The sequence below is a fragment of the Tritonibacter horizontis genome (genome assembly GCF_001518015.1).
Taxonomy (GTDB): Bacteria; Pseudomonadota; Alphaproteobacteria; order Rhodobacterales; family Rhodobacteraceae; genus Epibacterium; species Epibacterium horizontis.
Genome location: NZ_LPUY01000077.1, coordinates 63,711 through 77,953 on the forward strand (window position 1 = coordinate 63,711; position 14,243 = coordinate 77,953).

Sequence of the window (14,243 nt, forward strand, 5' to 3'; positions counted from 1 at the left end):
CCTTTAACCTGATAGGATTTGGAGTATTCCGCTAAAAGTGCTGCCACTGATGGTGAAAAACATGGATAGCCTGGACGTAAAGATCATTTCCGCGCTGCAGCGCGACGGACGTATGACGATGGCCGAACTCTCTGAAGAGGTCGGTCTGTCGCCCACACCCTGCGCGCGCCGGGTCGCCAACCTCGAGAAAGCCGGGGTCATCGTCGGTTATGGCGCACGGGTGGATCAGTCCAAACTGGGCTTGCCGGTGACAATCTTTGTTGCAGTCGAGTTGGAACGGCAATCCCGCGATGCCCTGCTGAAGTTTGAGGCCGCCGTTCGCCAATTTGACCAGGTGATGGAGTGCTATCTGATGACGGGGACCCGCGATATTTTGCTGCGGGTCGTCGCGGCGAGCTTGTCGGACTTTGATGACTTCCTGGAAAAACGGCTGATGTGTGTGCCAGGAATTCGCAACACACGTTCCAGTTTCACCCTGCGCACAATGGTTCAGCGCAGCGCTTTGCCCGGTCGCAGAGGTGGCACAAATCCCTGACCCGCATTGAAAATTGCGTGCTCAGCGGGCGCAATTGATATAGATATCGAGGCGCGCTGCCACCTGTTGTTCGGATCAGGTAAACGCGCCACGGCAGCGATGACCGCTCGCCGAAGGTCAAAGGATACAGGCATGGTCAAGCCCAAGACAACGACACCATCTGCGCCGCGTGTGGCAAGTGGGAAAAAACGGTCGAAACCAGCCCGGGATCAGCGCAAACCCCTTGCAAGTTCACCGGATTCAGAGTCGCCCGGGACTGCATCAGCAGGCGCCGTGCTTGAGTTGCGCCAGAAAGAGCTGATGGAGCAGGTGGTTGACCGCACTGGCGTGAAAAAACGCGACGCAAAACCGGTCGTCGAAGCCGTGCTGGCGCTCTTGGGCGAGGCAATCGAAGACGCGCGCCCCCTCAATCTGGAGCCGATGGGCAAGCTGCGGGTCAACCGCAGCCAGACGAACCAGAACGGTCGGGTCCATATTTGCAAACTCCGGCGCAAAACGGTGGGGTCGGAAAATTCTGCCCCAGATGAAAATTCTGCGGCGGCCCCTCTTGCAGAGCCAGAACGCCGAAGGTAATAGGCTGCTTCAAGGGTGATTAGCTCAGTGGTAGAGCGCTTCGTTCACATCGAAGATGTCAGGAGTTCAAATCTCTTATCACCCACCATCCCACCGCCGCTTTGATGTCGACAAGAACTCTCCAAACAGGGTGCTTGCCGGTTTCAAAGGTATTGCTTTGGATGCAGCCCGAGAGTGGCCTTGCGGCCACGGTTGAGCCGGTGCTGCAACGGACTGGTCGCAATCATGCCCGGCTCGTTCCTGCGAATTCTCTAACCTGTATTGTCATAAGTCTTCGGGTAGGTTTCGGGTTCGCCGCCTGTGGTCTGCTCATCGACGTGTAGTTTTTCGCGCCACGCGTGATCGAGCGATTCCTCGGACTGTGCTTCGAGCGATTTGAGCCAGGCCGGAATGACGGGAGGGGCGGTATCAGGGCTTTGTGCGTTCCTTCTGGTGACATCGGTTCTTTCTGCCGAGACAATGCCACGGAGCATGGTAAGCCCGATGCTCACACCGGTGTGATCTTCAAATTTGCGCTCCCTCTCTTCGGTGTAAAGTTTGCGGATCAACCTCTGACGGATCCGATCCAATGCGCCCAGCTGATCGGTTTCGGGTTCGGTTTCCGACGCGGCGTCGCGTGCGACAGGGACGGCGTCCGGCAGCTCAAAGTTGATGAACAAACGCAGGCCGCGACCTTCGGCAACGACACGCAGAACCCGCCCGGGAACCACGCCCACATCGTTGATCGCGATGCCGATCCAATCGCCGGGCTTGGGTGCGTTGTAAGGCGAATAGAGAATTTTCACCTGAATGCCGTTCAGCGACATATCCACGGTGTCTGCAGCTTCCTGCGCGTCCTCCAGGTGAAGCACCACCGCCTCGGTCATCTCAAACCGTTCTTCGCTGCGCAGCATGGGCGGCGTAATGGCAAGCTTGGTCACAAGAAGCAAAACGACCATGTTGAGAATGGACCAGATTGCGACCACGGGCATCAGGTGACTTGCCACCACGATTTGGGTGTTGAAATTTGCGTTGATCGCCAATCCCAATGTCATCAGGAGACAGAGTACCAGGCAGAGTATGACCGTGGGCGAGTCATGAACTTCGCCGCCGCCAAGGCCCTTCGGCGTGACCTTGAACGCGTGACCGTGTGGCTTGATCAGGGTGGCAATCACCACAGGCAACAGCCGGAATCCCTGCAAAACGCTATGCGCCATCGTGGCCAGGGGGTGAAATTCGCCTGGGGCAAAATGTCGAAGGGCTGCGATTGCTGCAACAATCGCCGGGAATTGATAGGAAATGACCGTATCGGCCGTCGCGTTGACCAGTGGCGGGATATTGGCCAACATAAAAATCACCGGGGTGACCATTGCCATCGTTTGCCCCAGGGACTGGGTGATCCAGTGCAACGGCACAAAGAAGAGGCGCTGATACCAGGTCAGGCCCGGTGCGCCAAATGGGCCTTCGCGCAGAAACATGATCTGAATCGCACCACGCACCCAGCGGGCCCGCTGGATAAAGAAGGCGTTGATGTTCTCGGGCGCCATGCCCAATGCAAGCCGTTCATCCAGAAACCGCGTGATATAGCCCTTTCGCAGAAACGCCAGCGTCAGCAGCATGTCCTCGGTAATGGACCCGCTGGGGAGGGCATTGCCGATTTCTTCCAACGCGCTGCGGCGGACGACGCCGTTGGAGCCACAGCAAAACGCGCAGTCGTAACCGTCGCGCCCGGGCATGACCGCTTCGAAAAAGAAGCGCTGATCGTCCGGTATGACCTTGCTCATATTCAAAGAGGCCTGCATCGGGTCGGGATTGAAGAAATTATGCGGGATCTGGACGATGCCGATCCTGGGGTCCTGGAAAAAGCCCATCGCCCGATACAGAAAATTGCGAAGCGGAATGAAATCCGCATCCAGAACCAGGAAGTAGGGTGCCGAGGTGCGCGCAACAGCGGCGTTGATGTTCCCGGCTTTGGCATGCGCGTTATCCGCTCGCGTGAGATATCCGACCTCCAGGCGGTGGCACAAATCGCGCAGCCATTCGCGCCGTCCGTCATCCAGCACCCAGATGTTGATCCGGCTGCGCGGCCAATCCATGGCGCTTGCGCCAACAATGGTCTTTTCGAGCACTTTTGCAGGCTCGTCATACGTGGCAATGAAAACGTCCACCTCTGGCAGATCGTAGGGATCCATAGCACGTAGTCGTGCCTCATGCAGGTCGGCCTCTGGGGTGCGATTGGTCCGTCGCAGCATAAACGCATAGAGGATCGCCACATCGATCCAGGTCAGGAATTCGATGATGAATATCGACCAGACAAAGATCCCTTCGATGCTCAGGAGCTGTGCTGGCAAAACCGTATCGAAAATGCGCCAGCTCAAATATCGCAGTATGACCACCGCCAGACCGACAAGAACGATCTGGTCGCCCAAGGCGGCGGTTCGCAATCTTGCACTAAACAAGAACAACGCCGCCGAGATCATCAGCAGGGGGAGAAAGGACTCAGTCTGCATGTGCTGAGAAATTCGCTTTCTGCGGCGAATGAGTCGCCACGGAAGGCCACAGATCGCGGAATAGTTCCTTGAGCCAGAGTTGCGTGAAGGTCATCGCGTTGCCCAGACCTCTATCGAAATGCACTTCTGCGGTGCGCCCAACATCACAAAAACTTTCTGCGACGCCTTTTTTCGCGACATCGGCAGGGGCCAGACGGAGCAGCACCGAGAGGCTGCCTTCGCTGACGCTTTCCGGTTCAGCGGCAAGCTGGCCAATGGCCCGTTGACTGCCCGCGCCCCGCAGTGCTTCGACGGTGGCATAGAAGCTCTCGTTGGACCCATGCAGGCGCACCCGGGCCGTGTCGCCGGGGCTGATCGCTTCGAAGGCTGATTCGTGCATGAACACTTCGACGAACCGGCGCGAACAATCGAGAAGCTGCAGGACCTCGTCGCCGGCCGCGACCACCGAACCTTTTGCCGGGGTTGCGGACCAGACCACCGTGCCCGTTGGCAGAACCGGGGCGAACAGATCCAGCCGGTCGACTTCTTCGCGCAAGGCCTCGGCCTCTTCGGCCAAACCTGCGTGCTGCGCCGACATGCGGTCCTTTCGACTGTGGAGGTCGGCCAGGCGGATCGCGATTTCATCGCGGCGTTGCTGTGCATAGCTTCCATCCTCTGTCCCCAGACCGGGAAGGATGCCATTGGCGATGCTGGCAATCTCGCGACGGGTTTCCTGCACTGCGGCGGTCAGGCGGATCACTTCGCCCTGTGCTTCGGCCGCGAGCGATGTGGCCCTGGTGGCCTGTGTGTGCGGCGCTGATCCGTTGGCGGCCAGCCGTTCCAGCCGTTCGCCGTCGCGTTCAAGCCGCGATTGCCGTTCCTGTGCCGCGGCGCGTTCCCCGTTCAGCCCGCCCAGCTGCGCCCTGAGCATCAGTTCGGCATGTTTTTTCATTTCCTCCACCCGGTCGAGCAATTGGGCGTCCAGGGCGCTCAAGGTCGCGATTTGCCGGGCGAGGGTTTCTTCTTCCCGGGTCAGGGTGTTCATCCGCGCTTCCAACCGCGCGAGCTCCGTTCGGCTGGTCCGGGAGGCACGCAGTTTCACGATGGCGGTCGAGGGCAGGACCGGCGTCGCAGGGGTCAGGGCATCTGATAGCAGCGAACCGTCAAAGGGGCTTTTGACCGATAATATGGGAGCATTTACGACCGCCGCACGGGACACGTAGTTTGTCAGGTGAGGGGCGATAATCATCACCGCCCCAAACAGACATGCGAGGCCAGCAACGATCCGCATCGTTTGCTTGGTCTTCATGGTTACCACTCACAACAAAACTCTTTACGACATCGATGCTATCACAGAGGCGTTTACCAAAGGTTTCAGCCCGCCCGACCTGCGCCCCTTAAGGTCGTGCGGTCGGCCCGGCATTCAGCCATAGTTTGTGACGCTCGTTTGTGGGCGCAATCGGGCCGGACAGAACCGTGGCCCTCGGCAGAATCTCGCGGGGCACAGTCTTCGATGGCGTCCCATCCGAAGTTGCCCTGTCCTCGCGAAGACCCACCAACCCGGCCATCAGGCGGGGCTGTCGTCTCTTGGTTCTGCAACATCAGCCTAGGATCAGTGACCCAGGAACACCACATTTTCCAGCCGTCAAAATGCCGAAAGTCTTTATATTCAGGGGGAGGTGGTGGGTGATGAGAGGCTCGAACTCCCGACATCTTCGGTGTAAACGAAGCGCTCTACCAACTGAGCTAATCACCCGGTGAGCGCGGATTTAGAGAATGCACCGGAGAAGTGCAAGAGGCTTTGCGCGTGTTTGTGCAGAAAAAATCGGACGACCGGGCGCAGTTGTCATCGCAGAGCGGTTTCGCAGCCGTTCTCCAACCGGTAGACGCAGCCCTGCTCGTTGGGCAGATCGGCCAATTCGTCGTAGTCCAAGCCACAGATGATACCCCGCATGACCTGGCCCCAGAGCCCATGCGCCACAATCAGGGTCGGGGCTTTCAGGGCCTGCAGCAAGGTCAGGACTCTGGCGTGGAAAGTGGCGTAGCCTTCCCCTTCGGGCGCGGCGCAGAACAGGTCGAGGTTGGTTTGGGCTCTGGCGTGGATTTCGGGGTAGGTGGCTGCGATTTCCGCGCGGGTCAGGCCTTGAAACACGCCGGCCTGCACCTCGGCCAGTCGTGGGTCAGTATCAAATGCAGCCCCGCCAAGAGCGATCTTCGCGGTCTGCTGTGCCCGTCGCAAGGGCGAGACCAGGCAAGGCGGAGCCTCCCGTTGCAGGATTGGGCGGACCAACTCTGCCTGATGGTGCGCCTGGGCGATCCCCCGCTCTGTCAGGTCCGATTCCATCTGGCCCTGAATACGTCCTTCGGCGTTCCATTCCGTCTCGCCATGGCGCAGAAACCAGATCTTGGGAAAATCGTTCATTTGAAATCACTTTCGAAAATCGCAGGACGCCCTGCGCTATCATGGGACGCCGCCGCGCGCTACCGGTTCTAATCGCTTGCGCGCAGCCAGTCCGGGGCAAATTCGACCGCTTGTGTTCCCGCCAAATTCTGGACCCGGGACAGTTCCGAGGTCAGGGCCGCCAGGCGGTTTTTGCCCAGTTTCACACCGGCCTCCGGCCAGAAGGCCCGGACATGCAGGGTGGGGCCGACACGCTTTGCGTCGATCCGGCCAATCAGCCGCGTGCCCTGAAGGACCGGGAAGACATAATAGCCGTATTGCCGTTTGGCTTCGGGGACGAAAATTTCAATCCGATAGTGAAACCCGAACAACCGCTCGCATCTGGCGCGATCGCGCAAGGCCGGGTCGAAGGGCGACAACAGGCGGGTGCGGGCGCTCGGCGATGGCAGGTCGCTGGACTGATCCAATGTGGGTTCGGTGGTGAAGCAGCGGCGGTAGGTGCCATCCGCCATTTCAATATCCGCCTCCAGAATGGTGTTGCGGGCGAGGGCCTTTGCACACCAGTCTTTCGCCTCGGCGCGCGTTACGATATCGAAAAATGCCGCAAGCTCGCCGCTGGTTGCGAACCCCAGACGGTCCAAGGCGGCGGACATCGCCCAATCGACAATCTCGGCGTCCTCCAGGTGCTGTTGGCGACTTGCGTCGGGGATCACGCGTTCGGCAAGATCATAGACCTTGCGAAACCCCTCTCTGTGGCTGACCGCCAGCCTGCCGCTGCGCCAGAGAAACTCCAGCGCGGTCTTGGAGGGGTGCCAGTCCCACCAGCCGGACGAGGATTTTTTTTCGTCCGTGCCCACATCGCGCGAGGAGGCAGGCCCGTTGTCGGCCACATGCGTCAGCACCGTGTCGATTTCCTGTATCCAGCCCGCGCGCCGCCCAGCCGCCCAACGGGCCTGCATTCTGGCCTCGTCTCGGGCCATTTTCAGACGCCACATCGGGTAAAAGGACATCGGAATGACGGCGGCATCATGGGTCCAGTGTTCAAATGCACTGCGCCGCTTGCCCACCAGCTCGTCAAGGTTGGCAGGCCGGTATTGCCCCCGACGGGACCACAGGATCAGATCATGGGCGCGCGTCAGCGTGTTCACACTGTCGATTTGCACGAAACCAAGGGTGTGCAACAGGCCCTCCAGGTCCGTGGTCTTGCCGGATCCGCCCGTCTGTCTCAGCAACAAGTGGCGATCCAGAAACAGGCTGCGGGCAATCGGGTTGGGCAATCGAGGGATATCGGTCATCGCAACACTTTATCCCTGCAGTAAAAAACCGATAGAAGAAAATTCACACAGGGTGCTGTCGCACAGAAGATTGCGCAGGTTCCGGGTTCGGTCATCGCCGGGCCAGACGGTGCCGCAGGGACATTGGATCTCAGAAAGCTCGATAAGTTTCAAAAGCTTGCTCGGGGGAGCGATTTTTTTCGACAGAAAGCCCGCAAAATGACGTTTCTGCGCTTGACGCCCCCCGCGGCCTGCGAATATTACACCCCAACGTTCAGCCACGGTGTTGAACGTAAGCAGCAAGCGGTTGTAGCTCAGTTGGTTAGAGTACCGGCCTGTCACGCCGGGGGTCGCGGGTTCGAGCCCCGTCAACCGCGCCACTTTCACCTTCGCTCTGGAAGGCCTGTCACCGGGCATCAGAGACCGGCCCGGAGGGCACTGCTGGCTCCGGTCAGCGTTGAAAAATGCGCGGTTGTAGCTCAGCTGGTTAGAGTACCGGCCTGTCACGCCGGGGGTCGCGGGTTCGAGCCCCGTCAACCGCGCCACTTTCACCTTTTCCTCGCTTTACCTACTCCGCCACACTGTCCGCATCTGCCTGCGCGGATGGCCGCCGCAGAATCTGGTGCAGGGTTGGTTGAGTGGGACTGCTGTCGGCCGCATCGAGACGGATCGCTGTGTTGCGTCAATTTGCCTTTCTCTGGACGCCGCAGCCTGCAAGACTGCCAGAACCCATTTCCGCAGAGGAGAGCCGCGATGACCGCGCCCATCCAACCCCCTGAAACGCAGCCCACGATCCGGGTGATCGCCATGCCGACGGACACCAACCCCGCCGGAGATATCTTTGGCGGCTGGCTGATGAGCCAGATGGACCTTGCGGCGGGCACCATTGCCGCGCGGGTCTCTCAGGGGCGGGCCTCAACCGTCTCGGTCGAGGAAATCCAGTTTCACCGGCCCGTTCTGGTGGGCGACGAAGTCTCGCTTTATGCTGAAATGCTGAAGATCGGCCGCGCCTCGATGCGGATCAAGGTGCGGGCCTGGCGTCGCGCCAGGCATCAGGAAGAGTCGCATCAGGTGACCGAAGCGATCTTTACCTTTGTTGCGCTGGACGATGCCGCGCGCCCGCGACCGGTCCGCCGCGAAGACAGCTAGACCCCACCCGCAGGCAGGGCCTTCTGTTTTGTGATGTGTCGCGCCGTGACGCAAAAGACCCTGCCCGGTCGGCACAACGCGGCCGGGCAGGGGGGCAGATTATTTCGACAGGGCGTCCAGCACGCGGGCCCAGGACCGGATCCCCTTGTGAAAGCTCTTGAGGTCGTATTTTTCGTTCGGCGAGTGGATCGCATCATCTTCGTTGGCGAAACCGATCAGCAGGGCGTCCATGCCGAGGATCGACTTGAAGTACCCGGCGACAGGGATCGAACCGCCCATGCCGGAAAACACCGCCTCGCGGTCCCACTCGTCGGTCAGCGCGCCGCGGGCGGCCTCAAACTCCGGTCGGGTGGTGTCGATCACATAGGCGGGCGAGCCGTCCAGATCGAGATCCCATTTCACAGTGCAATCCTTGGGCAGGCGATCCTCGACGTGCTTGCGCAGCTTTGCGCGCAGGGCATCGGGGTCCATGTCGCCAACCAGGCGGCAGGTGATCTTGCAATGCGCCTCTGACGGGATCACCGTCTTGGTGCCGGCGCCCTGATAGCCCCCCCAAAGGCCGTTGATTTCCAGCGTCGGACGGGCCCATTGCTGCTCCAGCGTCGAATATTTTTTCTCGCCATGGGCAACGGTGTAGCCCGCGTTCGACAGATAGTCCGTCTCGTCAAAGCCGCAGCCCTTCCATTGCCGCAGGATTTCGGCGGGAACCTCGTGCACGCCCTCATAGAACCCCTCGACAGCGACCGCGCCGGTTTCGTCGTCATGGAAGGACGCGATGAGTTTCGAGATTTCGCGCAAGGGGTTCAGGCCCGGACCGCCGTAGTGACCGGAATGCAGGTCGATTTTCGGGCCGATCAGGGTGAATTCATCCTTCATCATGCCGCGCAGCTGCGACGCAACGGAGGGAACGCCGCGGGCAACCATCGACGTGTCACAAATCAGCGCGATATCAGCCGAAAGCTCTTCCTTTGCCGCCTCAAGGAAGGGGATCAGCGAGGGCGAGCCGGATTCTTCTTCGCCTTCAAAGAAAAAGGTAATGCGGCAGGGCAGGGAGCCATTCACCGCCTGCCAGGCCCGGCAAGCCTCGACAAAGGTCATCAGCTGGCCCTTGTCGTCCGACGATCCCCGCCCCCGGATGACGGTGCCGTTCGGGGTTTCTTCCAGCTGCGGTTCAAAGGGTGGCGTGCTCCAGAGGTTCAGTGGATCCACCGGCTGCACATCATAATGGCCGTAAAACAGCAGATGCGGCGCGTCGGTGTTTTCGCCACCGACATGGCCGACGACCATCGGGTGGCCGGGGGTGGCGCGTTTCTCGGCCTGGATACCGATAGAGTTCAGATCTTTCACCAGCCAGTCGGCGGCGGCATCGCACTCCGCCTTATAGGCGGGATCGGTCGAAATCGACGGGATGCGCAGCAGCTCCAGCAGCCGGTCGGTGGCTGCGGACAGGTCGGAATTGATTCTATCGAGAACGGAAGTAAGGGACATCTGGATCTCCTGAGTAGGGCAGCCCGTGCAGGCGTGACAAGCCGGATCGGTCCGTGAATCCTGCGCGCCAACGGGTCTCTTGGCAGAGCCTATCAGCGTGATTTGGCGAGGACCAGCAGCAGGATGCGCCCACAGCAGCACCATGACCAATTGGCGGGAATGGGCCGTCGCGGCCGCCTAGGGCTGCCGGAGCGTCATGCGACATTTTGCGTCGCCCTGCATAGCTGGAATGCAGGATCGCGCGCTTGCCTGCCTTTAAGAATGGTTCTAAAACACACCGAAAGGAATATTTGACCTGTATCAAGGAGGATGGGGCTGCGGCCCGCTATCACATGGTGCAGGACAAGGATGCCGGTTTGGCACCGCGGGACAGATCGCGGTGAAAGATGCCTGGGGCAAGGCAGGTCGGGATCGAGACTCAGCCGGAGCCGCGATGGGCGCCGAAGACAGCTATGGAGATGACGGTGAACTATACCGCACAACTCGACGCAGCGATTGAACGCCTTCACGAAGAAGGCCGCTATCGGACGTTTATCGACATCGAGCGCAAGCGCGGTCAATTCCCTCACGCCGTCTGGACCCGGCCCGATGGCAGCGAACAGGACATCACCGTCTGGTGTGGCAACGACTATCTCGGGATGGGGCAGAACCCTTCTGTGCTCAAGGCGATGCGCGAGGCGCTGGACGCGACCGGTGCCGGCTCTGGCGGCACGCGCAACATCTCCGGCACCACGATCTATCACAAGGAACTGGAGGCAGAGCTGGCGGATCTGCATGGCAAGGAAGCGGCCCTGCTGTTCACCTCCGCCTATATCGCCAATGATGCGACCCTTTCGACCCTGCCGAAACTGCTGCCCGGCCTCATTATCTATTCCGATGCGCTGAACCATGCCTCGATGATCGAAGGCGTGCGCCGCAACGGCGGGGCCAAGCGGATCTTCCGCCACAACGATGTGGCGCATCTGCGCGAACTGCTTTCGGCCGACGACCCGCAAGCGCCCAAGCTGATCGCGTTTGAATCGATCTATTCCATGGACGGCGATTTCGGCCCCATTGCAGAGATCTGCGACCTGGCGGAAGAGTTCAATGCACTCACCTATATCGACGAGGTGCACGCGGTGGGCATGTATGGCCCGCGCGGCGGTGGCGTCAGCGAACGCGACGGGCTGGCGGATCGGATTGACATCATCAATGGCACTCTGGCCAAGGCCTATGGCGTCATGGGCGGCTATATCGCGGCCTCGGAAAAAATGTGCGATGCGATCCGCTCTTATGCGCCCGGGTTCATCTTCACCACATCGCTGGCACCGTCCGTGGCGGCAGGGGCGGCGGCTTCGGTGCGCCACCTCAAGACCGCACAGGAGCTGCGCGACAAGCATCAGGAACAGGCGCGCTATCTCAAGGCGCGGCTGAAGATGATGGGACTGCCGATCATTGATCATGGCAGCCATATCGTTCCGGTTATCGTCGGAAATCCGGTCCATACCCAGAAACTGAGCGATATGCTTCTGGCGGATTTCGGCATTTACGTGCAGCCGATCAATTTCCCGACCGTGCCGCGCGGCACAGAACGACTGCGTTTCACGCCCTCGCCCGTGCATGGCCCCGGCGAAATGGATCATCTTGTGCGGGCGATGGATAAACTCTGGTCGCATTGTGCGCTAAATCGCGCCGAACTGGCCGGATAAGCCACTGCGAAGTGTTCTGTAAACGGATTTGTGTTATCGTTTCATCAATGAAACCGCGCTGACGAATCGAGAATCGTTTGGCGGCGCGGTAAATGTCGCAAAACGGCAGGTACTGATGGGACAGCAGGCATGATCGGGCGCTTAACTCAGCGCACCCCGAAAGGTCTTGAAGACGAGTCAAAACCATTGGGTTTTGATGATTTTGAACTGCGCCTCGGTGATACGATGCGCGGCGAACGCGCCACGATGGGCAAATCCCTGCTGGACGTGCAGCGCGAACTGCGGATCAAGGCCTCCTACATCGCCGCGATCGAAAACTGCGACCCCTCTGTCTTTGATACGCCCGGATTTATTGCCGGTTACGTGCGTTCCTACGCCCGTTACCTGAACATGGATGCCGAGACGGCGTTTAATGCCTTTTGCGCCGAAAGCGGCTTCTCCGTTGCGCATGGCATGTCGTCCGAAGCCTCGGTCCGTAAACCCAAGGACCTGCGCCGCACCACGGGCAAAGGCCTTGGCAGTGATGCCTTCATGAATTCGGCGACCCCGTTTGTGCCCGTCTCGGATGGGTTCCTGGCGCAGATCGAACCGCGCGCCATCGGCTCTTTGCTGGTGCTTTGCGCGGTGATCGGTGGCTTGGGCTACGGCGGCTGGAAAGTTCTGCGTGAGGTGCAGCAGGTCACCTTTGCCCCGGTGGAACAAACGCCCGAGGTTCTGGCTGAACTGGACCCGCTGGCCTCCGCTTCTCTGGTCTCCAGCGACCGCGCCCAGGATCCGGCGGCAGAGGCGCTCGACCGGCTTTACCGGCCACAGGCGCTTGATGTGCCGGTTCTGGTGGCGCGGGATGCGCCGATTTCCACGCTTGATCCGCGCGCGCTTGGCAATTTTGCGGCGCCGGAACAGCCGGGGCTCCTGCTTGCTGATGCCAGCCTGCCGGCAAAGGACAATCCCGATCTTGCGGTGCCACAGGTGCTTGAACCGGTTACGTCAACCGTCCAGATGCTTGCCGTGCGCCCGTCCTGGGTTCAGGTCACCGCCGCCGACGGCTCTGTGATCTTTGAAACCACCATGGAACCTGGGCAATCGTTCGAGGTTCCGCTGACCGAAGATGCTCCGAAACTGCGCACGGGTGAAAGCAGTGCGATCTATTTCGCGGTCAACGGCCAGCACTATGGCCCGGTCGGTGGACGCGGACAGGTCACGAAAAACATCGAACTGTCGCCGGATGCGCTGAGCGGACGTTTTGTTCTTGCCGATCTTCAGGCCGAACAGAACGAGGCCCTGGCCGTCTTGGTTGCTCAGTTGCGGACCACGGTCACGCCAACCCCAACCGAGTGATCCTGCGCCCCCCGCTCCGCACGCCAGCCTGTTCCCGCCCGGATCCCCGCGCTTTGCGGCGATAGATCGCGGCTTTTTCGACGAGTCTTTGCCCGATCTCCGGGACAGCCATTGCAGGCACCGGAGCCTCGGCCTATCTATGGCCCAAGCGACACGCAGGACGAGGCAACTATGTCCCTGAATCACATCCGCCCCTGGCGGAACATCGAACGCCGCAAAAGCCGCCAGATCCATGTTGGCAACGTGCCGGTGGGGGGCGATGCCCCGATTTCGGTGCAGACCATGACCAACACCCTGACCACCGATGTCAAAGCGACGATTGTCCAGATCGTCGCTGCGGCAGAGGCCGGGGCGGATATCGTGCGGGTTTCGGTCCCGGACGAAGCCTCCGCCCGCGCCCTGAAAGAGATCGTCGCCGAAAGCCCGGTGCCTATCGTGGCCGATATCCATTTTCACTACAAACGCGGGATCGAGGCGGCAGAGGCGGGCGCGGCCTGTCTTCGTATCAACCCCGGCAACATCGGTGACGAAAAACGCGTCGCCGAGGTCATCCGCGCCGCCCGTGATCACAATTGTTCGATCCGCATCGGTGTCAACGCGGGCAGTCTCGAAAAACACCTGCTCGACAAATATGGCGAACCCTGTCCCGATGCCATGGTCGAAAGCGGTATGGACCATATCCGGATCCTGCAGGATCACGATTTTCACAACTTCAAGATTTCGGTCAAGGCGTCCGATGTCTTCATGTCCGCCGCGGCCTACCAGATGCTGGCAGAGGCCACGGACGCGCCGATTCACCTTGGCATCACCGAGGCCGGCGGCCTTACCTCCGGCACCATCAAATCGGCCATCGGTCTGGGGCAATTGCTCTGGATGGGGATTGGCGACACCCTCCGCGTCAGCCTGTCGGCAGATCCGGTCCAAGAGGTGAAAGTCGGTTTTGAGATCCTAAAATCCCTCGGCCTGCGCCATCGAGGCGTCAATATTATCTCTTGTCCCTCCTGTGCACGCCAGGGGTTTGACGTCATCAAAACCGTGGAAACGCTGGAAGAGCGGCTTGAACATATCAAGACGCCCATGAGCCTGTCGATCATCGGCTGCGTGGTGAACGGCCCGGGCGAGGCGCTGATGACCGATGTCGGCTTCACCGGCGGCGGCGCGGGCTCCGGTATGGTCTATCTGGCGGGCAAAGCCAGCCACAAGATGTCGAATGATCAGATGATCAATCACATCGTCGAGGAAGTCGAAAAGAAGGCCGCAAGCCTGGAAAGCCAGTCGGCGCAAGAGATTGAAGCGGCAGAATAAATCCGCCGCTTCCGTGACTTTCTG

The 14,243-nt window shown here is 60.3% G+C and carries 11 protein-coding genes and 4 tRNA genes; 9 read left to right on the top strand and 6 right to left on the bottom strand.

The window, feature by feature from the left end; all coding sequences use genetic code 11:
* The first annotated feature begins 61 nt into the window (after positions 1–61).
* The 3 genes from TRIHO_RS14465 (at position 62) to TRIHO_RS14475 (ending at position 1,196) form a co-directional block, all read left to right on the top strand.
* Complete coding sequence (locus TRIHO_RS14465; RefSeq protein ID WP_068245216.1) at positions 62–535, top strand: Lrp/AsnC family transcriptional regulator; 474 nt, start codon at positions 62–64, stop codon at positions 533–535.
* Positions 536–835: 300 nt separating this feature from the next.
* The gene (locus TRIHO_RS23575; protein ID WP_068245218.1) at positions 836–1,108 is read left to right on the top strand and encodes an HU family DNA-binding protein; all 273 of its coding nucleotides are present in this window, start codon (positions 836–838) and stop codon (positions 1,106–1,108) included.
* A gap of 13 nt (positions 1,109–1,121) precedes the next feature.
* A tRNA-Val gene (locus TRIHO_RS14475) sits at positions 1,122–1,196 on the top strand.
* Positions 1,197–1,359: 163 nt separating this feature from the next.
* Here TRIHO_RS14475 and TRIHO_RS14480 read toward each other — a convergent pair.
* The 5 genes from TRIHO_RS14480 to TRIHO_RS14500 all read right to left on the bottom strand — a co-directional run bounded on the left by TRIHO_RS14480 (position 1,360) and on the right by TRIHO_RS14500 (position 7,272).
* Positions 1,360–3,597 (bottom strand): glycosyltransferase family 2 protein, encoded by a 2,238-nt coding sequence (locus TRIHO_RS14480; RefSeq protein ID WP_068245098.1) that lies wholly within the window; start codon positions 3,595–3,597, stop codon positions 1,360–1,362.
* The gene (locus tag TRIHO_RS14485; RefSeq protein WP_082705150.1) at positions 3,587–4,885 is read right to left on the bottom strand and encodes an HlyD family efflux transporter periplasmic adaptor subunit; all 1,299 of its coding nucleotides are present in this window, start codon (positions 4,883–4,885) and stop codon (positions 3,587–3,589) included. The genes TRIHO_RS14480 and TRIHO_RS14485 overlap by 11 nt, the downstream gene beginning before the upstream one ends.
* 371 nt (positions 4,886–5,256) lie before the next feature.
* Positions 5,257–5,332 (bottom strand) — tRNA-Val (locus TRIHO_RS14490).
* Between the two features lie 90 nt (positions 5,333–5,422).
* Positions 5,423–5,998: a histidine phosphatase family protein gene (locus TRIHO_RS14495; protein WP_068245103.1), complete on the bottom strand. Its 576-nt coding sequence runs from the start codon at positions 5,996–5,998 to the stop codon at positions 5,423–5,425.
* A gap of 68 nt (positions 5,999–6,066) precedes the next feature.
* On the bottom strand, positions 6,067–7,272 hold the full coding sequence (locus TRIHO_RS14500) for a winged helix-turn-helix domain-containing protein (protein WP_068245106.1): 1,206 nt from the start codon (positions 7,270–7,272) through the stop codon (positions 6,067–6,069).
* A gap of 282 nt (positions 7,273–7,554) precedes the next feature.
* Between TRIHO_RS14500 and TRIHO_RS14510 the strand changes: the two genes are divergently transcribed.
* The 3 genes from TRIHO_RS14510 (at position 7,555) to TRIHO_RS14520 (ending at position 8,400) form a co-directional block, all read left to right on the top strand.
* Positions 7,555–7,631, top strand: a tRNA-Asp gene (locus TRIHO_RS14510).
* A gap of 88 nt (positions 7,632–7,719) precedes the next feature.
* Positions 7,720–7,796, top strand: a tRNA-Asp gene (locus tag TRIHO_RS14515).
* A gap of 208 nt (positions 7,797–8,004) precedes the next feature.
* Complete coding sequence (locus TRIHO_RS14520) at positions 8,005–8,400, top strand: acyl-CoA thioesterase (protein ID WP_068245112.1); 396 nt, start codon at positions 8,005–8,007, stop codon at positions 8,398–8,400.
* 99 nt (positions 8,401–8,499) lie between these two features.
* On the opposite strand, the gene TRIHO_RS14525 is transcribed toward TRIHO_RS14520, so the two are convergent.
* The gene (locus TRIHO_RS14525; RefSeq protein ID WP_068245115.1) at positions 8,500–9,888 is read right to left on the bottom strand and encodes a M20/M25/M40 family metallo-hydrolase; all 1,389 of its coding nucleotides are present in this window, start codon (positions 9,886–9,888) and stop codon (positions 8,500–8,502) included.
* A gap of 464 nt (positions 9,889–10,352) precedes the next feature.
* Here TRIHO_RS14525 and hemA point away from each other — a divergent pair, with 464 nt between their 5' ends.
* From hemA to ispG, 3 genes are all read left to right on the top strand, one after another.
* Entirely contained in the window at positions 10,353–11,576 is a 1,224-nt protein-coding gene (hemA, locus tag TRIHO_RS14530) for a 5-aminolevulinate synthase (protein ID WP_068245221.1), read from the top strand.
* A gap of 129 nt (positions 11,577–11,705) precedes the next feature.
* The gene (locus tag TRIHO_RS14535; protein ID WP_068245117.1) at positions 11,706–12,914 is read left to right on the top strand and encodes a helix-turn-helix domain-containing protein; all 1,209 of its coding nucleotides are present in this window, start codon (positions 11,706–11,708) and stop codon (positions 12,912–12,914) included.
* A 171-nt stretch (positions 12,915–13,085) separates the two neighbouring features.
* A complete protein-coding gene (gene ispG, locus TRIHO_RS14540; protein ID WP_068245120.1) occupies positions 13,086–14,219 on the top strand; it encodes a flavodoxin-dependent (E)-4-hydroxy-3-methylbut-2-enyl-diphosphate synthase in 1,134 nt (377 codons plus the stop codon).
* Positions 14,220–14,243 lie beyond the last annotated feature (24 nt).